General features: G+C 72.5%; 17 protein-coding genes. 12 read left to right on the top strand and 5 right to left on the bottom strand.

Going from position 1 to position 23,936, the window contains the following annotated elements; all coding sequences use genetic code 11:
• Positions 1 to 14: 14 nt before the first annotated feature.
• Positions 15 to 950: a nucleoside hydrolase gene (locus IEZ00_RS09065; RefSeq protein WP_189222738.1), complete on the top strand. Its 936-nt coding sequence runs from the start codon at positions 15 to 17 to the stop codon at positions 948 to 950.
• 322 nt (positions 951 to 1,272) lie between these two features.
• Here IEZ00_RS09065 and IEZ00_RS09060 read toward each other — a convergent pair whose 3' ends face one another.
• From IEZ00_RS09060 to IEZ00_RS09045, 4 genes are read right to left on the bottom strand one after another with little or no spacing between them, the layout of a single operon-like run.
• Positions 1,273 to 2,427, bottom strand: coding sequence for a THUMP-like domain-containing protein (locus IEZ00_RS09060; protein WP_189222737.1), 1,155 nt, complete (start codon positions 2,425 to 2,427; stop codon positions 1,273 to 1,275).
• On the bottom strand, positions 2,427 to 3,383 hold the full coding sequence (locus tag IEZ00_RS09055; protein WP_189222736.1) for a class I SAM-dependent methyltransferase: 957 nt from the start codon (positions 3,381 to 3,383) through the stop codon (positions 2,427 to 2,429). Before IEZ00_RS09055 ends, IEZ00_RS09060 begins: the two co-directional genes overlap by 1 nt.
• Positions 3,373 to 4,152 carry an enoyl-CoA hydratase/isomerase family protein gene (locus IEZ00_RS09050; RefSeq protein ID WP_189222735.1) on the bottom strand — a complete coding sequence of 260 codons (780 nt, stop codon included), beginning with the start codon at positions 4,150 to 4,152 and terminating at the stop codon, positions 3,373 to 3,375. The genes IEZ00_RS09055 and IEZ00_RS09050 overlap by 11 nt, the downstream gene beginning before the upstream one ends.
• 41 nt (positions 4,153 to 4,193) lie before the next feature.
• Positions 4,194 to 4,979: an ABC transporter ATP-binding protein gene (locus IEZ00_RS09045; protein WP_229795481.1), complete on the bottom strand. Its 786-nt coding sequence runs from the start codon at positions 4,977 to 4,979 to the stop codon at positions 4,194 to 4,196.
• A gap of 182 nt (positions 4,980 to 5,161) precedes the next feature.
• On the opposite strand from IEZ00_RS09045, the gene glgX reads away from it, so the two are divergent.
• From glgX to IEZ00_RS09025, 4 genes are all read left to right on the top strand, one after another.
• Positions 5,162 to 7,270, top strand: coding sequence for a glycogen debranching protein GlgX (glgX, locus tag IEZ00_RS09040; protein WP_189222733.1), 2,109 nt, complete (start codon positions 5,162 to 5,164; stop codon positions 7,268 to 7,270).
• Positions 7,271 to 7,539: 269 nt separating this feature from the next.
• Positions 7,540 to 8,118 (top strand): cysteine dioxygenase, encoded by a 579-nt coding sequence (locus IEZ00_RS09035; protein WP_189222732.1) that lies wholly within the window; start codon positions 7,540 to 7,542, stop codon positions 8,116 to 8,118.
• Positions 8,115 to 8,504: a rhodanese-like domain-containing protein gene (locus tag IEZ00_RS09030; protein WP_189222731.1), complete on the top strand. Its 390-nt coding sequence runs from the start codon at positions 8,115 to 8,117 to the stop codon at positions 8,502 to 8,504. Before IEZ00_RS09035 ends, IEZ00_RS09030 begins: the two co-directional genes overlap by 4 nt.
• Positions 8,505 to 8,525: 21 nt before the next feature.
• Positions 8,526 to 9,635 carry a tetratricopeptide repeat protein gene (locus IEZ00_RS09025; protein ID WP_189222730.1) on the top strand — a complete coding sequence of 370 codons (1,110 nt, stop codon included), beginning with the start codon at positions 8,526 to 8,528 and terminating at the stop codon, positions 9,633 to 9,635.
• A 168-nt stretch (positions 9,636 to 9,803) separates the two neighbouring features.
• Here IEZ00_RS09025 and glgP read toward each other — a convergent pair whose 3' ends face one another.
• The gene (gene glgP / locus IEZ00_RS09020; RefSeq protein ID WP_189222729.1) at positions 9,804 to 12,350 is read right to left on the bottom strand and encodes an alpha-glucan family phosphorylase; all 2,547 of its coding nucleotides are present in this window, start codon (positions 12,348 to 12,350) and stop codon (positions 9,804 to 9,806) included.
• A 345-nt stretch (positions 12,351 to 12,695) separates the two neighbouring features.
• On the opposite strand from glgP, the gene IEZ00_RS09015 reads away from it, so the two are divergent.
• From IEZ00_RS09015 to IEZ00_RS08985, 7 genes are all read left to right on the top strand, one after another.
• Entirely contained in the window at positions 12,696 to 14,675 is a 1,980-nt protein-coding gene (locus tag IEZ00_RS09015; protein ID WP_189222728.1) for an alpha-1,4-glucan--maltose-1-phosphate maltosyltransferase, read from the top strand.
• 92 nt (positions 14,676 to 14,767) lie between these two features.
• Positions 14,768 to 16,576: a maltose alpha-D-glucosyltransferase gene (gene treS, locus IEZ00_RS09010; protein ID WP_189222727.1), complete on the top strand. Its 1,809-nt coding sequence runs from the start codon at positions 14,768 to 14,770 to the stop codon at positions 16,574 to 16,576.
• A gap of 5 nt (positions 16,577 to 16,581) precedes the next feature.
• Positions 16,582 to 17,913 carry a maltokinase N-terminal cap-like domain-containing protein gene (locus IEZ00_RS09005; RefSeq protein ID WP_189222726.1) on the top strand — a complete coding sequence of 444 codons (1,332 nt, stop codon included), beginning with the start codon at positions 16,582 to 16,584 and terminating at the stop codon, positions 17,911 to 17,913.
• A 7-nt stretch (positions 17,914 to 17,920) separates the two neighbouring features.
• On the top strand, positions 17,921 to 20,137 hold the full coding sequence (gene glgB, locus IEZ00_RS09000) for a 1,4-alpha-glucan branching protein GlgB (protein ID WP_189222725.1): 2,217 nt from the start codon (positions 17,921 to 17,923) through the stop codon (positions 20,135 to 20,137).
• A 107-nt stretch (positions 20,138 to 20,244) separates the two neighbouring features.
• Positions 20,245 to 21,432, top strand: a complete 1,188-nt coding sequence (locus IEZ00_RS08995; RefSeq protein WP_189222724.1) for an RNA-binding domain-containing protein — start codon at positions 20,245 to 20,247, stop codon at positions 21,430 to 21,432.
• Positions 21,432 to 22,433: a ParA family protein gene (locus IEZ00_RS08990; RefSeq protein ID WP_189222723.1), complete on the top strand. Its 1,002-nt coding sequence runs from the start codon at positions 21,432 to 21,434 to the stop codon at positions 22,431 to 22,433. Before IEZ00_RS08995 ends, IEZ00_RS08990 begins: the two co-directional genes overlap by 1 nt.
• 53 nt (positions 22,434 to 22,486) lie before the next feature.
• The gene (locus IEZ00_RS08985; protein WP_189222722.1) at positions 22,487 to 23,866 is read left to right on the top strand and encodes a neutral zinc metallopeptidase; all 1,380 of its coding nucleotides are present in this window, start codon (positions 22,487 to 22,489) and stop codon (positions 23,864 to 23,866) included.
• The last annotated feature ends 70 nt before the right edge of the window (positions 23,867 to 23,936 follow it).

Raw genomic sequence — 23,936 nt, 5'->3', positions numbered from 1 at the left:
CCAGGATGGTGCACATGACGACCCCGCTCATCATCGACACCGACCCCGGCGTGGACGACGCGTTCGCGCTCGCGCTGGCGGTGGCCAGCCCGGAGGTCGAGCTGCTCGGCGTGACCACCGTGTTCGGCAACGTCGGCCTGGAACGCACCACGCAGAACGCGCTGCGGCTGCGGGCCCTGCTCGGGCGCGAGGACGTGCCGGTGGCGGCGGGCGCGGACCGGCCGCTGGTGCACCCGCAGCCGCACCTGTCCACCGCGCACGGCTCCGACGGGCTGTCCGGCTTCGCCCACACCCTGCCGGAGCCGACCACCGGCGTCGACGAGCGCGACGCGGTCTCGCTGCTGCGAGAGCTGCTGGAGGCCGCCGACCGGCCGGTCACCGTGGTGCCCATCGGCCCGCTGACCAACATCGCCGCCCTGCTGGCCGCGCACCCCCGGCTGAAGCCGAAGATCGGCAGGCTGGTGATCATGGGCGGCGGGATCGGCGGCGGCAACGTCACCGCCCGCGCGGAGTTCAACCTGTGGAGCGACCCGGAGGCGGCGCGGCGGGTGCTGGTCGAGGAGGACGTGCCCACCACCCTGGTCACCGTGGACCTGACGTGGCGCTGCGCGGTGGACGGCGCGTGGCTGGAGCGGGTGGGGCGCGCGGGCGCGGGCCGGGCGCTGGTGGGCCTGACCCCGGACTACCGGGAGTCCTACCGGCGGTCCCTGGGCTGGGACGGCATGGCGCTGCACGACGCCGTCGCGGTCGCCGAAGCGGTGCGGCCCGGCCTGCTGCGGACCACCCGCTACCCGGTCGAGGTGGACTGCGCGTTCGGCCCCAGCCGCGGCGGCCTGGTCGTGGACCAGCGGCTGACCACCGACCAGGCGAAGAAGGTGGACGTGGCCACGGACGCCGACCTGGACGAGGTCCGCGCGTTCATCCTCGACCGCCTGACCACCCTTTCCTAACCCCTCCCGGCGAGTCGAACGCTCAGGTACCGCGAGTTCGTCGTTGGGGTGTGGTGGGGGTGCGCTCGCCGCGCGGCAGGTCGCCAAGGATGGCGGGTCGCGCCGTCCCCGCTGCCCTGAGGCGTCGGCAAGTACCACCCGACGGGGGCGGAGAGGTCGGTAGCTACTACCCGAGGCACGGAAAGCGCGGGGTCGGAGGGCGCGAAAGTGCGGGTCGGGGTGCGCGAATGTTGAATTCGGGGGTTCTGAGCGTTCGACTCGCGAGGGCGACACGCCCAACACGCCCATAAGTGGATGACACCGAGGGTGGGCATGGCGCGTCCTAGGTGCGCTCGGCGTGGGTGAGCAGGTAGACGGGGCGCCTGCCGACGCGGGTCAGGGCCACGGTCGCCTCGGCGGAGCCGGACGGCTTGAGCCTGCGGCGCAGCGCGTTCGGGTCGACGTCCAGGCCGCGCACCAGGATCTCCAGCCTGCCCACGTCGTGCGCGCGCAGCACGGACCGCAGCGCCTTCTCGGTGTAGTGCCCGTGCTCCACCACCCGGAACGCGCGCACGCCCGGCGGGGGCTCGGGGCCGGTCAGGTAGGCGATCCGCTCGTCGAGCTGGGCCAGGCCGAACCGGGCCGCGTAGTGGCGCACCAGACCGGCCCGCACCACCGCGCCGTCCGGGTCCACCAGCCACTCCCCAGGCGGCGTCACCGGGCAGTCGTCGGGCTCGGCGTCGGTGATGGTCCACGCCGGGGCCCCCGAGCGCAGCACCGTGGCGCGGCGGGACACCCCCGGCGTGGCCAGGCCGCCGGTCCACAGGCACGCCTCGCGCACCTGCCCGTCCAGCGACACCAGCTCCACCTCGTCCGCCCACGGCGCGACGGCGAAGTCCACGCCCGGCGCGCACTTCACCGCCAGGTCGCGGCCCCGGTAGGCGGCGGCCAGCTCGTCCAGCGGGGGCGCGAAGTCCTCCGGCCGCCACGTGCGGCGGCCCGCCGAGTCGCGGCGGGCCGGGTCGGCCAGCACGGCTGTGCCGCGCGAGACGGGGCGCAGCGCGTCGGCGCGCAGCAGCACCTTGTCCGGGCCGAGGTTGTGCCGGGCCATGGCCAGCCGCACCGGGTCGAGGTCCGAGCCGAGGGAACCCTCGGGCAGCGCGGCCAGGTCCGCGCCGATCGAGCACGTCACGTCGTGCACGACGCGGCCCGCGAACCGGGCCGCCCGGTGCCGCGCCACCTCGGCGGCGGTCGCCTGCTGGAGCGCCTCGTCGGTGAACAGCCCGTCCGCGAAATCCACTTTGGACATGGCTTTTCGGCGCAGCAGCAGGGTTTCCAGCACCGCCGCGAAGTGGTCCGGGGCGACCCGGCGGGCGGCGGCCACGTCCGCCAGCCGGGACTCGGGCGTCAGCGGCAGGTCCGCCAGCGCCGACAGCGCGGCGCACCCGGCGTCGGAACGCAGGTACGCCACGTCGTCGAGGCTGAAGCCGTAGCCCACTACAGCGGCTTGCGGCCGGTCACCGACACGTTGTAGAAGACCTCTCTGGGCAGCACCTTGGCCAGCACGTTCTCGTCCAGCCAGGACAGCCGCTGCCAGGTCCGGTAGGCGAACATCGCCCAGCCGAAGCCCAGCTTCTCCCTGGGCACCGCGGCCTCGAAGGTGCGCACCGGCCAGCCGAACAGCGCCGCCGACAGCTCCTCGGTCACCGCGCGCACCTCGACCGCGCCCGCGCCGCGCGCGGTGCGCTCCAGCTCCGACGGGTCGAAGGTGTGCAGGTCCACCACGGCCTCCAGGGCCGCGGCGCGGGAGGACTCGTCCAGCTCGGCCTGCGGACGCCGCCACGAGTTCAGCGCGGGCACCTGCTTGGTCACGTTGGTGGTCAGCCACCAGGTGAGCTGGCCGAGCTTGCGGGCGTAGAAGTTGCCGATGTTGGTCGGGTCGCCCGCGAAGACGAACCGGCCGCCCGGCTTGAGCACCCGCAGCACCTCGCGCATCGCGGCGGGCACGTCCGGGATGTGGTGCAGCACCGCGTGCCCGACGACCAGGTCGAAGGTGTCGTCGTCGTAGGGGATGCGCTCGGCGTCGGCGACCCGGCCGTCCACCGGCAGGCCCAGGTTCTCCGCGTTGCGCAGGGCCACCTCGACCATGCCCGGCGAGAGGTCGGTGACCGAGCCCTTCTCGATGACGCCGCCCTGCATCAGGTTGAGCAGGAAGAACCCGGTGCCGCAGCCGAGTTCCAGGGCGTGCCGGTAGGGGCCGACGCCGCCGGAGACGGCGCGGAAGCGGTCCGTGGCGTAGGTGATGCAGCGCTCGTCGTAGGAGATCGACCACTTCTCGTCGTACGTGCCCGCTTCCCAGTCGTGGTAGAGCACGTTGGCGAGCTTGGGGTCGGCGTAGGCCGCCTGGACCTCCTCGGCGGTGGCGTGCGGATGCGGCTTGGGGTCACTTTCCACTGAACTGCGCCTTCCCCGGACCGTTCTCGATGAACGACTTCATGCCCGCCTTCTGGTCCTCGGTGGCGAACATCGCCGCGAACAGGTGGCTCTCCAGCTTCAGCCCGCTGCCCAGGTCGGTGTCCAGCCCGCCGTCGATGGCGGCCTTGGCGGCGGCGTAGGCGCGCGCCGGGCCGTTGACGAACTGGCCCGCCCAGCGCTTGGCGGCCGCGTACACGTCGTCGGGGGCGACGACCTCGTCCACCATGCCGATGCGCAGCGCCTCCTCGGCGCCGACGAACCGGCCGGTGTAGATCAGGTCCTTGGCCCGGCTCGGGCCGATCAGCCGGGGCAGCCGCTGCGTGCCGCCCATGCCGGGGATGACGCCGAGCAGCACCTCCGGCTGGCCGACCTTGGCGTTGTCGCCCGCGATGCGCCGGTCCGCGCACAGCGCCAGCTCGAACCCGCCGCCCAGGGCGTAGCCGGTGATCGCGGCGACGGTCGGCTTCGGGATCTCCTCGACCGCGCGCAGCGCCGAGCTGAACGCGCCCGCGCGGGCGGCCATCTCGGCGTAGGACAGCTCGGCCATCTCCTTGATGTCCGCGCCCGCGGCGAACACCTTCGGCCCGCCGTAGACGATCACGGCGCGCACGTCGTCGCGCTGGGCCGCCTCCTGGGCGGCGGCCCGGATCTCCTCCTGGACCTGCCGGTTGAGCGCGTTCATCGGCGGGCGGTCCAGCCGGATGGTGCCGATGCCGTCCTCGACTTCCAGCCCCACGAACTCGGCCACGGGTCCTCCTCGACCTCTCGGGCGGTGCGCCCCGCAGGTTACTACTGGGTAGGGGCGGCGCCGTCCTTGCGGCGGGCGAAGTAGCGCTCACCCGACCGGGTCAGCTCCAGCGGCTGGTTGAACGTCTTGGACAGGTTGTCCTCGGTGAGCACGTCGTCGAGCAGGCCCTGCGCGACCACACCGCCCTCGCGCAGCAGCAGCGCGTGGGTGAAGCCCGGCGGGATCTCCTCCACGTGGTGGGTGACCAGCACCATCGCGGGCGCGTCCGGGTCCAGCGCCAGCTGCGACAGCCGCGCCACCAGGTCCTCCCGGCCGCCCAGGTCCAGCCCGGCCGCGGGCTCGTCGAGCAGCAGCAGCTCCGGGTCGGTCATCAGCGCCCTGGCGATCAGGGTGCGCTTGCGCTCGCCCTCGGACAGCGTGCCGTAGGCGCGGTCGGCCAGGTGCTCGACGCCCAGCGCGCCCAGCAGCTCCCTGGCCCGGCCGGTGTCGAGCTTGTCGTACTCCTCGCGCCAGCGGCCCAGCACCGCGTACCCGGCGCTGACCACCACGTCCACGACCTTCTCGTCGGCCGGGATGCGGCCCGCCAGCGCCGCCGAGGACAGCCCGATGCGCGGGCGCAGCTCGAACACGTCGGTGCGGCCGATGCGCTCGCCCAGCAGCGACACCCTGCCCTTGGTCGGGTGCAGCTCGGCGCCCGCCAGGCGCAGCAGGGTCGTCTTGCCCGCGCCGTTGGGGCCCAGCACCACCCAGCGCTCGTCCAGCTCCACGTCCCAGTCGACGTCCCCGACCAGGGTGGTCCGGCCACGTCGAACGGACACACCCTGCATGTGGATGACCAGATCCTCGTTTTCCACGCCTGCCCTGCCTCGCCCCGTCGACGCCACGACGAGGGCCATTGTTTCCGACCCGCCCGGAGACCGGGGACGGCGGGGCAGGTGTCGGGGAACACGTCCGCCGCGCGGGCCGCGCGGCGCTGTGCGCGTCGGTCACCCCTGCCAGGATCAAGGGCATGGCTCACGACTCCACGGTGCTGGCAGGTCGACCGTTCCCGCTGGGCGCGCACCCGGAAGCCGGTGGCGTGCGCTTCGCCGTGTCCGCGCCCCCGGCCGAGGCGGTCGAGGTGTGCCTGATCGGCGAGGACGGCTCCGAGGAGCGGGTGGAGCTGCCCGAGCGCACGTTCGGCGTGTGGCACGGCCTGGTCCCCGGCGTGACCCCCGGTCAGCGCTACGGCTACCGCGTGCACGGCCCCTACGACCCCTCGCGCGGCCTGCGCTGCAACCCGGCCAAGCTACTGGTCGACCCGTACGCGCGGCGGGTGGAGGGCAAGGTCACCGACCTGGACGCGGCGCTGGGCTACCTGGACGACCCGATGCTGGGCCCGCCCTCGCCGGTGGACACCCTGGGCAAGGTGCCGCTGTCGGTGGTGACCTCGCCGGGCGGGCCGGACACCGGCGCGAAGCCGGAGGTGCCGTTCGAGGAGGCGGTGATCTACGAGCTGCACGTGCGCGGGTTCACCAAGCGGCACCCCGGCGTGCCCGAGCACCTGCGCGGCACCTACCTGGGGCTGGCGCACCCGGCGGCGGTGGAGCACCTGGTGCGGCTGGGCGTGACCACGGTGGAGCTGCTGCCGGTGCACGCCTTCATCGACGAACCCGCCCTGGTCCGCGGCGGCAGGCACAACTACTGGGGCTACTCGACGCTGAGCTACTTCGCCCCGCACCCGGACTACGCCGCCGAGCCGGGCAAGGAGGTCGAGGAGTTCCGCACCATGGTGGCCGCGCTGCACGCGGCGGGCATCGAGGTGGTGCTGGACGTGGTCTACAACCACACCTGCGAGGGCGGCCCGGACGGCCCCACGCTGTGCTACCGGGGCTTCGACGCGCCGGGCTACTACCTGCACATCGCGGGCGGCGGCACGCTGGACATCACCGGCTGCGGCAACACCACCGAGGCGGGCTCGCCGCAGGTGGTGCGGCTGGTGACCGACTCGCTGCGGTACTGGACCACCGAGATGGGCGTGGACGGGTTCCGGTTCGACCTGGCCTCCACCATGGGCAGGCCCGGCGGCGGCTGGTTCGACCGCTCCTCGGCGCTGCTGACCGCGATCACCTCCGACCCGGTGCTGTCCCGGTGCAAGCTGATCGCCGAGCCGTGGGACGCCACCGGCGACGGCTACCGGGTGGGCGACTTCGGCGTGCAGTGGGCGGAGTGGAACGGCCGCTACCGCGACACCGTGCGGGACTTCTGGCGCGGCTTCACCGGCGTGCGCGACCTGGCCTACCGGCTGTCCGGGTCCTCCGACCTGTACGCGGGCGACCTGCGCAGGCCGTGGCAGTCGATCAACTTCGTCACCGCGCACGACGGGTTCACGCTGCGGGACCTGGTGTCCTACAACGACAAGCACAACGAGGCCAACGGCGAGGACAACCGCGACGGCACCAACGACAACCGCTCGTGGAACTGCGGCGCGGAGGGCGAGACCGACGACCCGGCGGTGCTGTCGCTGCGGGCGCGGCAGGCGCGCAACCTGCTGGCCACGCTGCTGCTGTCCACCGGAACCCCGATGCTGACCGCGGGTGACGAGATGTGGCGCACCCAGGGCGGCAACAACAACGCCTACTGCCTGGACGACGAGACGTCGTGGGTGGACTGGAAGCTGTCCGACGAGGCCGAGTCGATGCTGGCGTTCGCCCGGCGGGTGATCTCGCTGCGGGCGACCAGCCCGGCGCTGCGGCAGCCGGAGTTCTTCGAGGGGCGCTCCACCCCGGACGGCGCGCCGGACCTGGTGTGGTTCCGGGCCGACGGCGAGGAGATGGCCGAGACCGACTGGTTCGACGAGGGCAGGCGGTTCCTGGGCATGTGGGTCGACGGGTCGACCAGCCTGTCGCGCACCCGCGAGGGCGAGCTGGTCTCGGACGACTCGTGGCTGCTGCTGCTGCACGCCGGTGCGGACCCGGTGCCGGTGGTGCTGCCGGGGCCGGAGTACGGCCACCGGTACGAGCCGGTGATCGACTCCACCACGGCCGACGGCGCGCCCGCCACACCGGGGGCGTTCACGCCCGGCTCCACCCTGACCCTGCCCGCCCACTGCCTGCTCCTGCTGCGCATCCCCGGCTGAGACCGTCCGGGATGGATCGGGGTCGGAGGCAATCCTGGCTGGTGGGAGGAAGTGCGGGCGGCCGGTGGCCGTGCCACGATCCGAGGGGTGAACCGCCCGTTGCTGACCTGGTGCGACCGGACGATCGACCTCCTGCTGGTGGCGTCGTGCGGGTGTAGCCGGACGCGACGCGGCCGTTGAAAGCGCACCGAAGCGCACCGCCCTCCCAGTGCCGTGTCGCGTCTTGATCGCTACCCCGAACCCGAGTAGCCATCCGGAGCGATCTCACCATGACCTCCACCCTCATCCGCGCCGACCTGCACCCCGCGCTGGACGGCGCGCCGCTGCGCGGCCTGGTCCACCCCGAGCGCGACCTGTGGACGCCCCGCCAGCTGCGCGAGCTGACCTCCACCGTGGCCCGCGAGCTGGCCGCCCCGCTGCACGAGATCCTGCGCTACGACCCCGACCGGCGCTGGTGGGCCCGCCTCGGCCTGACCGAGGGCGTCGAGCTGTGGCTGCTGTCCTGGCTGCCCGACCAGGGCACCGAGCCGCACGACCACGGCGGCTCGTCCGGCTCGTTCGCCGTGCTCACCGGCGCCCTCGACGAGGACTACCGCTACCCCGGCGGCCCGATCCGCAGCGCCCGGCGGCGGACCGGCGCGGCCATCGGGTTCGGCGCGGGCCACGCCCACCGGGTGCGCAACACCGGCCGGGTCGGCGCGGCCAGCGTGCACGCCTACTCACCCCCGCTGGTCCCCACCCGCGAGTACCCGAGCTTGGCCGACATCCCGGCCGAGATCCCACCCCTGCCCGCGCTGCGGCTCCCGCTGGAGCGGCTGCGCGAGCTGGCCGACCAGGAGGGGCCGTGACGGTTCTGGACGAGGTGCTGGCGCGGGCCCGCGCCGGACTGCGGCGGGTGGCGCCGCGCGAGGTGCCCCAGCTGCGCGACGCGCTGCTGGTGGACATCCGGCCGCACCACAACCGGGTGACCGAGGGCGAGATCCCCGGCTCCATCCCGGTGGAGCGGATCGTGCTGGAGTGGCGGCTGGACCCGCACGGCGAGCACCGGCTGCCCGGTTTCACCGCCGACACCACGGTGGTGGTGCTGTGCAACGAGGGCTACGCCTCCAGCCTGGCCGCCCGCGACCTGCAGCGCATCGGCCTGCGCAACGCCACGGACCTCGACGGCGGGTTCCGCGCGTACGCCGCCGAGGGCCTGCCGATCCGCGCGGGCGGCACCACGCCGGTGACCTGAGCCGGTAGCGTCTCCAGCTCCGTGTGGAAGGTGCTGACGGCGGCGGTCCTGGTGGCGCTGCTGGTGTGGGAGCCGCGTTCGTTCCCGGTCGGGCTCGGCGGGGCCGCGTGCGGCCTGCTGGCCGCGCTGACGGCGTTGCAGGTGGGCCAGGTGCTCGGCGCGCTGCTGTTCCGCGTGCGGGTGTCGCTGCTGGTGATCGGCGTCGGCGGCGAGCTGCGCACGTGGAACGGCCCGCGCAGGCGGGTGGTGCTGCGGTCGGTGCCGCTGCTGATGACCGTGGGCCTGACGTCGGTGCGCGCGCCGGTGCGGCCCAGGCTGTGGCTGACCGCGCTGGTGTCGGTGCTGCTGACCGCGCTGCTGGTGGCGGCGAGCTGGCTGCCGGGCGGCCCGTTCTGGCGCGGGTTCGCCGTGGCCGGGACCGCGGTGCTGGTCAACGCGCTGGTGCCGCGCCGGGGCGCGGGCACCACCTCCCCCGGCTGGTTCCTGTTCGCGCTGCCCCGGCTGACCGGGCGGCCGGTGGCCGAGCTGGAGGCCACGCCGATGGTCAACGAGGTCTCCGACGCGCTGAACGCGGGCGAGCTGGACACCGCCGAGCGGGTCGCCGAGCAGCTGCTGCGCGAGCACCCGGACCTGCTGGTGGCGATCGGCTCGCGGATCGGCGTGCTGACCCTGCGCGGCCGGTACGCCGAGGCGCTGCGGGCGGTCAGCGCGCTGGCCGGGCGCACCGAACTGGACCAGCGGGACATGGCGTTCGTGATGGCGGAGATGGCCAGCTCGGCGGCCAACGCGGTGGAGGCGGGCCAGGTGCCCGCCGAGGTCGGCCTGCCCGCCGCCCAGCGGGCCGCCGAGGGCGCGCTGCAGCTGGGCTACCCGACGCACCGCTTCGCCGGGACGCTGGCGCAGCTGGCCCTGCTCGGCGGCGACCCGGCCCGCGCCGAGGAGCTGGCCAGGCAGGCCGCGTCGGCCAGCGAGAGCGGGCTGAGCCGGGCCGACGCGCTGGCCACCGTCGCGCGGGCGCAGATGGCCTCGGGCGACAACGCCGCCGCCCGGCGGACCCTGGTCGAGGCGGTGGAGCTGGCCGGGTGGTCGCCGCGCGTGGCCGAGACCAACGCCCGCCTCACCATCGACTGACCCCACCCCGAACCGAGCGTCCGGGCACCGCGAACCGGGCGTTCGGGCCGTCGGGTGGTGCTTACCGGCCCGCGACGGCGTGCCGGGTGGTACTTGCCGACGCACCCAGCCGGGCCGGTAGTGGTTACCGGCCCGGCGGAGGGTGTCGGGTAGTACTTGCAGACGGGGTTAGTTGGCCAGGACCACTCGGCCGAGTTCGGCGCGGGAGGCGAGCAGGTCGTGCCGGGGCAGCACGCGCACGGTGTAGCCGACCGAGCCCGCGTGCGGCAGCGGCACCTCGACCTCGTAGTTGCCGTTGCCGACGTAGCGCATGGTCTCCGCCACCGCGTCGTGCAGCTCGTCGGAGTCGCCGACCCTGCCCAGCACGGCCTGCACGTCCACCTCGGACGGCTCCAGCCCGGCCAGCTCGACCCGCGCCCGCACCCGCACCGGCGCGCCCAGCAGCGGCGTGGCCGAGCCCTCCGGCTCCAGCTCGGAGTCCAGCACCCGCACCCGCGTCCAGGACGCGCGCAGCCGCTGCCGGTACGCGGCCACCTCCTTGGCGCCCCGGTAGCCGTCGCCGACCACCGAGGCCGCCGAGGCGGCGGCGGGCGCGTACAGGTCCTGCACGTACTCCCGCACCATCCGGGTGGCCTGCACGGCCGGGCCCAGGGTGGTCAGGGTGTGCCGGACCATGGCCAGCCAGCGGGTCGGCACGCCGTCCTCGCCCCGGTCGTAGAACAGCGGCGCGACCTGGCTGCCCAGCAGGTCGTACAGCGCCGCGGCCTCCAGGTCGTCGCGCCGGTTCGGGTCGCCGACGCCGTCCGCGGTCGGGATCGCCCAGCCGTTGCCGCCGTCGTACAGCTCGTCCCACCAGCCGTCCCGGATGGACAGGTTGAGGCCCCCGTTGAGCGCGGACTTCATGCCCGAGGTGCCGCACGCCTCCAGCGGGCGCATCGGGTTGTTCAGCCACACGTCGCAGCCCCAGTACAGGTAGCGGGCCATCGACATGTCGTAGTCGGGCAGGAACACGATGCGGTGCCGCACGCCCGCGTCGTCGGCGAACCGCACGATCTGCTGGATCAGCGCCTTGCCGCCGTCGTCGGCCGGGTGCGACTTGCCCGCCACCACCAGCTGCACCGGCCGCTCCGGGTGCAGCAGCAGGGCGCGCAGCCGCTCCGGGTCGCGCAGCATCAGGGTGAGCCGCTTGTAGGTGGGCACCCGGCGGGCGAAGCCGACGGTGAGCACGTCCGGGTCGAACACCGAGTCGGTCCAGCCCAGCTCCAGGGCGGAGGCGCCGCGCTGCAGCCACGAGGCGCGGGTGCGCCTGCGGACCTCGTGCACCAGCTTGGCGCGCAGCCCGTTGCGCAGCTCCCACAGCCGCTGGTCGCTGACCTCGTCGCCGCGGCCCTCCCCGAACAGCTCACCCATCTCGGTGGCCGCCCAGGTGGGGCCGTGCACACCGTTGGTGACCGACCGGATCGGCACCTCGGCGGCGTCGAAGCCCGGCCACAGGCCGCGGAACATGTCCCGGCTGACCGCGCCGTGCAGCTTGGACACGCCGTTGGCGCGCTGGGCCAGCCGCAGGCCCATGTGGGCCATGTTGAACAGGCCGGGGTTCTCCTCCGCGCCCAGCGCCAGCAGCCGCTGCGTGTTCACCCCCGGCACCAGGGTCTCCGCGCCGAAGTAGTGCTGCACCAGGTCCACCGGGAACCGGTCGATGCCCGCGGGCACCGGGGTGTGGGTGGTGAACACGGTGCCCGCGCGCACCGCCGCGAGCGCCTGGTCGAAGTCCAGGCCCTCGCCGGTGATCAGCTCGCGGATGCGCTCCAGGCCCAGGAAGCCCGCGTGTCCCTCGTTGGTGTGGAACACCTCGGGGGAGGGGTGGCCGGTCAGGTCGCAGAACGTGCGCACCGCGCGCACGCCGCCGATGCCCGCCAGGATCTCCTGGCGGATGCGGTGGTCCTGGTCGCCGCCGTAGAGCCGGTCGGTGACCCCGCGCAGGTCCTCGTCGTTGCCCTCGACGTCGGAGTCGAGCAGCAGCAGCGGGACGCGCCCCACCTGGGCCTTCCACACCTTGGCCCGCAGCACCCGGTCGCCGGGCATGGCCACGTGCACCAGCACCGGGGCGCCGGAGGACTCGGTGAGCAGCTCCAGCGGCAGGCCCTGCGGGTCCAGCACCGGGTAGTGCTCGATCTGCCAGCCGTCCAGCGACAGCGCCTGGCGGAAGTAGCCGGAGTGGTAGAGCAGGCCGACCGCGATCAGCGGCACGCCCAGGTCGGAGGCGGCCTTGAGGTGGTCGCCCGCCAGCACGCCGAGGCCGCCGGAGTAGTTGGGCAGCGCCTCGGTGACGCCGAACTCCATCGAGAAGTAGGCGACCGCGCCGGGCAGCGGGGCCGCGTCCGGCTCGCCGTGCTCGCGGCGCTGCCGCAGCTCGTCCTGGCGCTGCTGGTACCAGCGCGGCTCGGTGGTGTAGCGGTGCAGGTCCTCGGCCAGCCCGCGGACCCGCCCGAGGAACTCCTCGTCGCGGGCCAGCTCCTCCAGCCGTCCCCGGTCGACCACGGACAGCAGCCGCAGCGGGTCGCCGCTGTCGGCCCACGCCGCGGCGTCCACCGACGCGAACAGGTCCTGCGTCGGCTGGTGCCAGGTCCAGCGCAGGTTCGTGGCGAGCGCGCCCAGTGCGGACAGCGGCTCGGGCAGGCTGGCTCGGACGGTGAACCGGCGAAGTGCTCGCATGGCGTCGGACCTTATCCCCCATCCAGCGGTGCGAAGCAACAGTCACCCGAACCGATGCAGGGACCGATCCAGTCCGACCTGCGGAAACACCGTGATCACCCGACCGGCGCGACAACTGTGAAGCACCGCCGGGGCCCGCCGCCGACGCTGCTCCACCCGCGTGACGCGGTCGCCCGCGCGCGGGAGTTCGCGGTCCGATCGAGGAACCTTCATGATCAGCGGGTGTGAGATTCATCCGGACGGGGTAGGAAGAGCAGTGATAACAGTCCCCGGTGGCGCACGCCTTGATCGAAGAGGGCAAGATTTGACCAGCAAGCGTCACACCAGGTGGAAGGGGCGCTGCCGATGAGCGGCCGACTCGGCATCGACGATGTCTCCCCCGCGGTCAGCTGCGGCCGCTACCCGGCCAAAGCCGTGGTGGGCGAGCACATCCCGGTCCGCGCGACGGTGTGGCGCGAGGGCCACGACGCCGTGGCCGCCACGGTCACCTGGCGCGGTCCCGGCGACCGCGTCGCCAGGCAGACCAGGATGACCCCGGACGGGGCCGGCCTGGACCGCTGGGCCGCGGTGATCGTGCCCGACGCGGAGGGCGAGTGGACCTTCCGGGTGGACGCCTGGAGCGACCCGTGGGCCACCTGGCTGCACGCCGTCGAGGTCAAGATCGCCGCCGGGCAGGGCCCCGGCGAGCTGGCCAACGACCTGGAGACCGGCGCGCGGCTGCTCGACCGCGTCTCCCGCAGGCCCGACCGGCGCAAGGACAAGCCGCTGCTGGCCAACGCCGCCGCCGCGCTGCGCGACGAGGACCGGCCGCTGGCCGAGCGGGTCGCCCCCGCGCTGGCCGCCGACGTGCGCCGGGTCATGCACGAGCACCCGGTCCGCGAGCTGGTCACCAAGGGCAGGCCGCAGCGGGTCTGGGTGGACCGCAAGCGCGCCGCCTTCGGCTCCTGGTACGAGTTCTTCCCCCGCTCGACCGGGGGCGTGGACGAGTCGGGCGTGCCGGTGCACGGCACCTTCGCCACCGCCACCAAGGAGCTGGACCGGATCGCCGCGATGGGCTTCGACGTGGCCTACCTGCCGCCGATCCACCCCATCGGCCGGGTCAACCGCAAGGGCCCCAACAACACGCTGACCGCCACCGAGGACGACACCGGCTCGCCGTGGGCGATCGGCGCCGACGAGGGCGGCCACGACGCGATCCACCCGCAGCTGGGCACCATCGACGACTTCGACGCCTTCGTGGCCCGCGCCCGCGAGCTGGACCTGGAGATCGCGCTGGACCTGGCCCTGCAGTGCGCGCCGGACCACCCGTGGGTGCTCAAGCACCCGGAGTGGTTCACCACCCGGCCCGACGGCACCATCGCCTACGCCGAGAACCCGCCCAAGAAGTACCAGGACATCTACCCGGTCAACTTCGACAACGACCCCCAGGGCATCTACAACGAGGTGCTGCGGGTGGTCCTGCACTGGGTCGAGCACGGGGTGCGGATCTTCCGGGTCGACAACCCGCACACCAAGCCGCCGGACTTCTGGGCCTGGCTGATCTGGACGGTGAAGGACGCTCACCCGGACGTGCTGTTCCTGTCCGAGGCGTTCACCCGCCCGGCCCGGCTGTACGGCCTGGCCAAGCTGGGCTTCACCCAGTCCTACACGTACTTCACCTGGCGCACCACCAAGGAGGAGCTGACCGAGTTCGGCGAGGAGCTGGTCCGGCACTGGGACGAGGCCCGGCCCAACCTCTTCGTCAACACCCCGGACATCCTGCACGAGTCGCTGCAGCACGGCGGCCCCGGCATGTTCGCGCTGCGCGCCGCGCTGGCCGCGACCATGTCCCCCACCTGGGGGGTGTACTCCGGCTACGAGCTGTTCGAGCACGAGGCCGTGAAACCGGGCAGCGAGGAGTACCTGAACTCGGAGAAGTACCAGCTGCGCCCGCGCGACTACGCGCGCGCGGTGGCCGAGGGCAGATCCCTGGAGCCCTGGCTGCGCAAGCTCAACGCCATCCGCCGGGCGCACCCCGCGCTGCAGCAGATGCGCACCCTGAAGTTCCACCACGTCGACAACCCCGCGCTGATCGCCTACTCCAAGCAGGACCCGGAAACCGGGGACACGGTCGTCGCGGTGGTGAACCTGGACCCGCACAACGCCCAGGACGGCACCCTCTGGCTCGACCTGCCCTCCCTCGGCCACGACTGGCACGAGCGCTTCATCGCGCACGACGAGGTCACCGGCGAGACGTGGGACTGGGGCCAGGCCAACTACGTCCGGCTGGAACCCTGGCGCGCGGCGGCGCACGTCGTGGGGTTGCAGCGCAGGTTCAGCAGCTAGTCCCATTCCGGATCTGACCGGTCCCCGCGTCCACCAGGTGCGCGGGGGCCGGTCGAACGTACCCCCGACGAGGTGGGGCGAAGGTGGAGCACATGCAGGAAGAACCCCGACCCGACGCGGCGCTCGGCCTCACCGGCGTGCCGCACACGGGTGAGGCCGTCGGCGCCGACGGCCTGCTGGTCGAACCCCAAGCGGAGGACTTCCGCTCCGCGAGCCTCGTCCCGCGCGACCCCGCCTGGTTCAAGGGGGCGGTGTTCTACGAGGTCCTCGTGCGGGCCTTCAGCGACTCCAACGGCGACGGCACCGGCGACCTCAGGGGCCTGGCCTCCCGGCTGGACTACCTGGAGTGGCTGGGCGTGGACTGCCTGTGGCTGCCCCCGTTCTACGCCTCGCCGCTGCGCGACGGCGGCTACGACATCTCCGACTTCCGGGCCGTGCTGCCGGAGTTCGGCACCGTGGAGGACTTCGTCTACCTGCTCGACGAGGCGCACCGCCGGGGCATCCGGGTGATCACCGACCTGGTGCTCAACCACACCTCCGACGCCCATCCCTGGTTCCAGCAGTCCCGCGCCGAGCCCGACGGCCCGTACGGCAACTTCTACGTCTGGAGCGACGACGACTCCCGCTACTCCGACGCGCGGATCATCTTCGTCGACACCGAGACCTCCAACTGGACCTACGACCCGGTGCGCGGCCAGTTCTACTGGCACCGCTTCTTCTCCCACCAGCCGGACCTGAACTACGAGAACCCCGACGTCCAGGAGGCCATGCTGGACGTGCTGCGGTTCTGGCTGGACCTGGGCATCGACGGGTTCCGGCTGGACGCGGTGCCCTACCTGTTCGAGCAGGAGGGCACCAACTGCGAGAACCTGCCGCGCACCCACGACTTCCTCAAGCGCTGCCGCAAGGTCGTCGACGACGAGTACCCCGGCCGGGTGCTGCTGGCCGAGGCCAACCAGTGGCCCTCCGACGTGGTGGAGTACTTCGGCAACCCCGAGGTCGGTGGCGACGAGTGCCACATGGCCTTCCACTTCCCGCTGATGCCGCGCATCTTCATGGCGGTGCGCCGGGAGTCGCGCTTCCCGATCTCGGAGATCCTGGCGCAGACCCCGCGCATCCCCGACGGCTGCCAGTGGGGCATCTTCCTGCGCAACCACGACGAGCTCACGTTGGAGATGGTCACCGACGAGGAGCGCGACTACATGTACGCGGAGTACGCCAAGGACCCGCGGATGAAGGCCAACATCGGCATCCGCAGGCGGCTGGCCCCGCTGCTGGAGAACGACCGCAACCAGCAGGAGCTGTTCACCGCGATGCTGCTGTCGCTGCCCGGCTCGCCGGTGCTGTACTACGGCGACGAGATCGGCATGGGCGACAACATCTGGCTGGGCGACCGGGACGCGGTGCGCACGCCGATGCAGTGGACCCCCGACCGCAACGCCGGGTTCTCCGGCTGCGATCCCGGCCGCATCTACCTGCCGGTGATCATGGACCCGGTCTACGGCTACCAGGCGCTCAACGTCGAGGCGCAGCTGAACAACCAGTCCTCGCTGCTGAACTGGACCCGCCGGATGATCGAGGTGCGCAAGCAGCACCACGCCTTCGCCGAGGGCGACTTCGACGACCTGGGCGGCTCCAACCCGAGCGTGCTGGCCTACCGGCGGCGCTGGCGCAGGCCCGACGGGCAGGAGGACGTCGTGCTGTGCGTCAACAACCTGTCGCGCTTCCCCCAGCCGGTGGAGCTGGACCTGGCCGAGCACCGCGGCGCGCGACCGGTCGAGCTGACCGGCGGGGTGCGCTTCCCCACCATCGGCGAGCTGCCGTACCTGCTGACCCTGCCGGGGCACGGCTTCTACTGGTTCCAGCTCGTGGACTCCGGCGACGACGGCGAGGGCAGGTGAACGACGTGACCGACGCTCACGACCTGGTGAAGAAGGTGCTGGCGGAGCTGCCCGCCTGGCTGCCCGCCCAGCGGTGGTTCGGCGGCAAGGACCGTCCCGTCACGGGGGTCCGGGAGCTGACCTCCACCGTGCTCAACGCCGAGGACCCGGTGCTGGTGCACCTGGTGGTGGAGGTGGAGCAGCAGGACCGCCGCGCCCCCTACCAGCTGCTGGCCACCGACCAGGTGGAGCACTGCGACGCGACCGCGGACCTGGAGCTCAACGGGCGCCTGCTGGACCTGGTGGCCCGCGACGCGCGGATCGGCGACCTGCGCTTCGAGCGCGAGCCGGGCGTGGAGATCCCCACCGGTCTGCGGGGCAGGCCGGTCACCTCCGAGCAGAGCAACACCTCGCTGGTCTACGGCAGCCAGTACATCCTCAAGCTGTTCCGCAAGCTCACCCCCGGCCCCAACCCGGACCTGGTGCTGCAGCGCGCGTTGCAGGAGGTCGGCTGCGAGCACATCGCCCGCCCGCTGGGGTCGATCACCGGGGTGCTCGACGGCCGGGAGACCACCGTCGCGATGCTCCAGCAGTTCGTGCCCGACGCGGTCGACGGCTGGGCCATGGCCACCACCAGCGTGCGCGACCTGATGGCCGAGGGCGACCTGCACGCCTACGAGGTGGGCGGCGACTTCGCGGGCGAGGCCAGGCGGCTCGGGCAGGCCGTGGCGACGGTGCACGCCAACCTGGCCGACGCGCTGGGCAGCCAGCGCGCGGACGCCGACGACATCGAGCGCTCGGTGCGCGCGATGGGCGAGCGGCTGGACCGCGTGGTGGCCTCGGTGCCCGAGCTGGAGCCGTACGTGCCCGCCCTGCGCGAGGCGTTCGAGCAGGCCCGCGACACCCCCGGTGGGGTGGTCATCCAGCACATCCACGGCGACCTGCACCTGGGCCAGGTGCTGCGCACCGTGCACGGCTGGCTGCTGATCGACTTCGAGGGCGAGCCCGGAGCGCCGATCTCGGAGCGCACCGCGCTGCGCTCGCCGCTGCGCGACGTGGCCGGGATGCTGCGATCCTTCGACTACGCGGCGCACCAGCTGCTGGTCGGGCAGCCGGAGGACCACCAGCTGGCGGTGCGCGCGCTGGAGTGGTCGCGGCGCAACCGCGCGGCGTTCACCGAGGGCTACGCCGAGGCCGCGGCGGAGTCGGTGGGCGACCCGCGGCAGCGCGGCTACCTGCTGCGGGCGTTCGAGCTGGACAAGGCGGTCTACGAGGTGGCCTACGAGTACGCGAACCGGCCGGAGTGGTTGACGGTCCCGCTGTCGTCGATCGCCCGGATCACAGGAGAGGGAGCGTGAGCGGCAAGTGAGTGCCATCCAGCCCCACGACGTCGACCGGCTGCTGGCCGGCTCGCACCACGACCCGCACTCCGTGCTCGGCGTGCACCACGTGCGCGAGGGCGTCGTGGCGCGCGCGCTGCGGCCGGGGGCCCGCGCGGTGTCGGTGATGGCGGGCGACAAGCGGTTCGAGCTCGACCGGGTGGCCGACGGGCTGTTCGCGGGCGAGCTGCCCGACCACCCCGGCGACTACCGGCTGGAGGTCGACTACGACGGCCACCTGGTCGAGGTCGACGACCCGTACCGGTGGCTGCCCACGGTGGGCGAGCTGGACCTGCACCTGATCGGCGAGGGCCGCCACGAGCGGCTGTGGGACGTGCTCGGCGCGCACGTGCGCAGCTACGACACCCCGAACGGGGAGGTGCGCGGCGTGTCGTTCGCGGTGTGGGCGCCGACCGCGCGCGGCGTGCGGGTGTGCGGCGACTTCGACGGCTGGGACGGGCGGGCCAACCCGCTGCGGTCGCTGGGGTCCTCGGGCGTGTGGGAGCTGTTCATCCCGAACCTGCCGGTGGGGTCGCGGTACAAGTTCCGCATCCTGGGCCAGGACGGGGTGTGGCACGAGAAGGCCGACCCGATGGCGTTCGCCACCGAGACGCCGCCCGCCACCGCGTCGGTGGTGACCGAGTCGTCCTACCAGTGGGGCGACGACACCTGGCAGGCGCGGCGCGACGCCACCCAGTGGGTCAACGCGCCGATGAGCGTCTACGAGGTGCACCTGGGGTCGTGGCTGCCCCAGAAAGACGGGCGCAGCCTTGGCTACCGGGAGCTGGCCACCGAGCTGGCCGACTACCTGGAGGAGACCGGGTTCACCCACGTCGAGCTGCTGCCCGTCGCGGAGCACCCGTTCGGCGGGTCCTGGGGCTACCAGGTGACCTCCTACTACGCGCCGACCTCCCGGTTCGGCTCGCCGGACGACTTCCGGCACTTCGTGGACGTGCTGCACCAGCGGGGCATCGGCGTGATCGTGGACTGGGTGCCCGCGCACTTCCCCAAGGACGCCTGGGCGCTGGCCCGCTTCGACGGCACGCCGCTGTACGAGCACGGCGACCCCCGGCGCGGCGAGCACCCCGACTGGGGCACGCTGGTGTTCGACTTCGGCCGCAACGAGGTGCGCAACTTCCTGGTGGCCAACGCGCTGTACTGGATCGAGGAGTTCCACGTCGACGGCCTGCGGGTCGACGCGGTGGCCTCCATGCTGTACCTGGACTACTCCCGCGAGGAAGGGCAGTGGCTGCCCAACCAGTACGGCGGCCGGGAGAACCTGGACGCGGTGCGGTTCCTGCAGGAGCTCAACGCCACGGTCTACAAGCGGCACCCCGGCGTGGTCATGATCGCCGAGGAGTCCACCGCGTGGCCGGGCGTGACGCGGCCGACCCACCTGGGCGGGCTCGGGTTCGGCTTCAAGTGGAACATGGGCTGGATGCACGACACGCTGCACTACCTGTCGCGCGAGCCGGTGCACCGCTCCTACCACCACAACGAGATCACCTTCTCGCTGGTGTACGCCTGGAGCGAGAACTTCGTGCTGCCGCTGTCGCACGACGAGGTGGTGCACGGCAAGGGCTCGCTGTGGCAGCGGATGCCCGGCGACGACTGGAACAAGGCCGCGGGCCTGCGCTCGCTGCTGGCGTTCATGTGGGCGCACCCCGGCAAGCAGCTGCTGTTCATGGGCGGCGAGTTCGGCCAGCCGCAGGAGTGGTCGGAGTCGCGGTCGCTGGACTGGCACCTGCTGGACGCGCCGCTGCACGCGGGCGTGCGCAGGCTGGTGTCCGACCTCAACGCCGTCTACCGCGCCACCCCGGCGCTCTACAGCGTCGACGACCGGCCCGAGGGCTTCGAGTGGATCGACGCCAACGACTCGGGCGGCAACGTGCTGAGCTTCCTGCGCCGGGGCCAGGACGGCTCGCTGCTGGCGTGCGTGGCCAACTTCGCCGGGCAGCCGCACCACGACTACCGGGTGGGTCTGCCGCTGGCGGGGCGGTGGCGCGAGGTGGTCAACACCGACTCGGGCGACTACGGCGGGTCCGGCGTCGGCAACATGGGCGCGGTCGAGGCCGAGGAGCGGCCGTGGCACGGCCGCCCGGCCTCCGCGGTGCTGCAACTGCCGCCCGCGGGCGTGCTGTGGCTGGTGCCCGAGGCCAAGCCGGTGGCGGCGATCCCCGAAGAACCGTCGACCCTGCTGTGAGCCGGTCGCGGGGCGGTGTCCGCCTGGCACCGCCCCGCCGCGGTCCTCAGCCGCCGGAGCAGGTCGCTGAGCGCTGCGATCGGCTTCACCCACCGTAAGATCGGCTCATGGCGCTGGCCGACGACGAACTCAACGCCCTGCTCGCCGACCTCGAATCGGATCGGGTGGAGCGCAAGGAGTCCGCGGGGAACACCGACAAGATCGCCCAGGCGATCTGCGCGTTCGCCAACGACTTGCCCGGCCACCGCGAGCCCGGTGTGCTCTTCGTCGGCGTCAAGGACGACGGATCGCCCGCGGGCACACCGATCACCGATCAACTGCTGCAGAACCTGGCCTCGTACCGCGATCAGGGCAACATCCTCCCACCCCCTTCGATGGCGGTGCGGAAGGTGGAGCTGCCCGGCGGCGAGGTGGCCGCCGTCGAGGTCCAGCCCAGCAACTCCCCCCCGGTTCGGTACAAGGGGCAGATCTGGGTCCGCGTCGGTCCTCGGCGCGGCGTCGCCAATTCCGAGGACGAGCGGATGCTCAACGAGCGCCGCCGGTCGCTGGACCTGCCGTTCGACAGCAGGCCGATCAACGGCGCGACCCTCGACGATCTCGACCTCCAGCTCTTCCAGGAGGTGCTCATACCGCAGTTGGTGCCGCCGAACGTGCTGTCCGCCAACGGTCGAACGGTCCACCAGCGCCTCGCCGCGCTGCGGTTGACCTCACCGGACGGCACTCCGACAGCGGCGGGGATCATCACGATCGGCAAGGACCCCCTGCAGTGGGTGCCCGGCGCCTGGGTCCAGTTCCTGCGGATCGCGGGCACCACGCTGGCCGATCCGGTGAAGGACGAGAAACGACTCGACGGCCCGCTGCCCACCGTCCTCCGCCAATTGGACGAAATCCTCGGCCTCAACATCAGCTCGGTGGTCGACTTCACCTCCGAAGCAACTGAACGGCGGGTTCCCGACTACCCGATAGCGGCGCTCCAGCAGGTTGCGCGGAACGCGGTCATGCACCGCAGCTACGAGCACACCAATTCCCCGGTGCGCATCACCTGGTACGAGGACAGGGTGGAGGTCGTGAGTCCGGGGGGACCGTTCGGCGCGGTCACGGTCGACACCTTCGGCAGCGGCATGACCGACTACCGGAACCCGACGTTGGCCGAGGTGATGCGCGGACTCGGCTACGTCCAGCGCTTCGGCGCGGGAATCCCCACGGTCTTTTCGAGCCTGGCCAGGAACGGCAACCCCGAACCGACTTTCAGACCGACCGAGTCCTACGTGGCAGTCGCGCTGAGGAGGCGGTAGTGAGTGCTCCGGTGATCGCCTTCTTCAACAACAAGGGCGGGGTCGGGAAGACGTCACTGGTGTACCACTTGGCCTGGATGCTGGCCGACCTCGGCAACCGCGTCGTGGCGGCGGACCTCGATCCCCAGGCGAATCTCACCTCGGCTTTCCTCGACGAGGAGCAGTTGGAGGAACTCTGGACGAGGCCGGGACCGCGGCAGACCGTCTGGGGGAGCATCCAGCCGTTCCACGCAGGCGAGGGCGGCATCGCACCCGTCGAGCCCACCCCCACCGCGGAGGAACGGCTGAAGCTCCTACCGGGTGATCTCGACCTCTCCTCGTTCGAGGACGACCTCAGCAGCGCTTGGCCGAAGTGCCTGGACGGGGACGCGCGCTCCTTCCAGGTCATCTCCGCTTTCTGGACGATCGTGCAGGAAGCGGCGCGCGCGCACCGGGCGGATCTGGTCCTGGTGGACGTCGGGCCGAGCCTGGGAGCCATCAACCGGGCCGCTCTGGTGGCGTCGGACCACGTGGTCGTCCCGGTGGCCCCCGACCTGTTCAGCTTGCAGGGGTTGCGGAACCTCGGTCCGGCCCTGCGCTCCTGGCGGTCCGGGTGGCAACAGCGACTGACCGCCCGCCCTTCCTCGGCCGCCGCATCACCGGCGGGGCGGATGAACGCACTCGGTTACGTGGTGCTGCAGCACGGCATACGCCTCGACCGGCCGATCAAGGCGTACCAGAGGTGGATGGACGAAATCCCGCGCGAGTTCCGCTCGGCGGTTCTGGGCAGCACCGGCGAAGCGCCCGCCATCGACGTCGACCCGCAGTGCCTGGGACAGCTGAAGCACTACCACGGCCTCATGCCGCTGGCTCAGGAGGCGAGAAAACCCATCTTCCACCTCACCAGTGCGGACGGCGCGTTCGGCGGGCACTTCCAAGCGGCTCTTGACGCGTACGGCCATTTCGAACAACTGGCGCGGAGGATCGCCGCAGAGGTGCGGGCACAACCCCCGTCGCCGTGATCACCTCCGCCGACAGCCCGCACGCAGGGGGTGCCGCGGGGCACAATGGACCGATGCGGCGCGCTTCGGCTCGGCTGGTCAACGCGGTGGTGCTGGTCGCCCTGGTGGTCTCGGGGTGCACCCAGGCGGTCCGGGGCTTCCCGGTGGCGGGTTCGGTGATCACCAGGGGCGAGGTGGACACCGGGTTCATCAGGGGCACCGACGGCGGCCCGATCGACCAGCTCGCCGCGACCGCCATCACCGACGTGGAGGACTTCTGGGAGCAGGCGTTCCCGGCCACGTTCAACCAGCCGTGGCGCCCGGTGTCCGGCGGCATCTACTCGGTCGACACCGCCGACCCGGCCGCGAAGCCGCCGCCGTGCACGGAGAAGGCCAGCGACGTGGAGGGCAACGCGTTCTACTGCCCCAGCGCCGACGCCATCGCCTGGGACCGCGCGGCGCTGCTGCCGGTGCTGCAGGACCGGTTCGGCGACACGGCCGTGGTGATCGTGCTGGCCCACGAGATGGGGCACGCGGTGCAGCGCCGCATGGGCATCACGCCCGAGGCGGAGCGCCGCGACCCGCAGCGCTACCCGACCATCCTGACCGAGGCGATGGCGGACTGCTTCGCGGGCTCGTTCCTCAAGTGGGTCAACGACGGCAAGGCCGAGCACCTGGACATCGGCGCGGACACGCTGGACTCGGCGCTGGGCGCGCTGGTCGACTTCCGCGACCCGGTGGGCACCTCCCCCAACGACCGGTCCGCGCACGGCAACGCCTTCGACCGGGTGTCCGCGTTCCAGGACGGCTACCAGCAGGGCGCCAAGTTCTGCGCGGGCATGACGGTGCAGAACCGGGCGTTCACCCAGCAGTCGTTCACCACCGCCGACGACCGCGACCGCGGCGGCAACCTGCCGTTCGACGAGATGCTGACCTCGATCACGCCCGATCTGAACACCTACTTCCAGGCGCTGGTGACCACCTCGGGCGGGACGTGGGCCCAGCCGAGGGCGACCACCACCGAGCAGGAGCCGGACTGCTCCGGCGACCAGGGGCCGGTGGCGTTCTGCCCGGCGGACAAGGCGGTGGAGATCGAGGTGGAGGAGGACCTGCCGGAATTGCACGCCAGGATCGGCGACTACGCCACGGGCGTGCTGCTGGCCAGCCGGTACGGCCTGGCCGCGATGGCCGCGCTGAACAAGGACCTGCGCGGCGAGGACGCCGCCGCCACGGCGCTGTGCCTGGCCGGGGCCTACACCAACGAGGTGTTCACCCGGCAGCAGGGCTTCGGCCTGTCCCCCGGCGACCTCGACGAGGCCGTGCAGGTGCTGCTGGCCTACGACTACGCGGCGCGCGACGCGCAGGGCGGCTCGGCGATCGAGCCGGGCTTCAAGCGGGTGGAGGTCTTCCGCGGCGGCGTCCTCGAAGGCTCCAAGCCCTGCGGCCTCACCTGACCCCGTCGGCAAGTACTACCCGACGGGGTCGGGAGGGCCGGTAACTACTACCCGAGGTGCGGCAGCGCGG

Origin of the sequence: Saccharothrix coeruleofusca (assembly GCF_014648515.1) — a bacterium.
Lineage (GTDB): Bacteria > Actinomycetota > Actinomycetes > Mycobacteriales > Pseudonocardiaceae > Actinosynnema > Actinosynnema coeruleofuscum.
This window is presented reverse-complemented; position numbering and strand designations above follow the sequence as displayed.

Excerpts from the sequence above, each read along its gene's own strand:
- IEZ00_RS09065 (WP_189222738.1), top strand. The coding sequence starts at position 15 with ATGACGACCCCGCTCATCATCGACACCGACCCCGGCGTGGACGACGCG.
- IEZ00_RS09045 (WP_229795481.1), bottom strand. The coding sequence starts at position 4,979 with ATGCAGGGTGTGTCCGTTCGACGTGGCCGGACCACCCTGGTCGGGGAC.
- glgX (WP_189222733.1), top strand. The coding sequence starts at position 5,162 with ATGGCTCACGACTCCACGGTGCTGGCAGGTCGACCGTTCCCGCTGGGC.
- IEZ00_RS09035 (WP_189222732.1), top strand. The coding sequence starts at position 7,540 with ATGACCTCCACCCTCATCCGCGCCGACCTGCACCCCGCGCTGGACGGC.
- glgP (WP_189222729.1), bottom strand. The coding sequence starts at position 12,350 with ATGCGAGCACTTCGCCGGTTCACCGTCCGAGCCAGCCTGCCCGAGCCG.
- IEZ00_RS09015 (WP_189222728.1), top strand. The coding sequence starts at position 12,696 with ATGAGCGGCCGACTCGGCATCGACGATGTCTCCCCCGCGGTCAGCTGC.
- treS (WP_189222727.1), top strand. The coding sequence starts at position 14,768 with ATGCAGGAAGAACCCCGACCCGACGCGGCGCTCGGCCTCACCGGCGTG.
- IEZ00_RS08995 (WP_189222724.1), top strand. The coding sequence starts at position 20,245 with ATGGCGCTGGCCGACGACGAACTCAACGCCCTGCTCGCCGACCTCGAA.
- IEZ00_RS08985 (WP_189222722.1), top strand. The coding sequence starts at position 22,487 with ATGCGGCGCGCTTCGGCTCGGCTGGTCAACGCGGTGGTGCTGGTCGCC.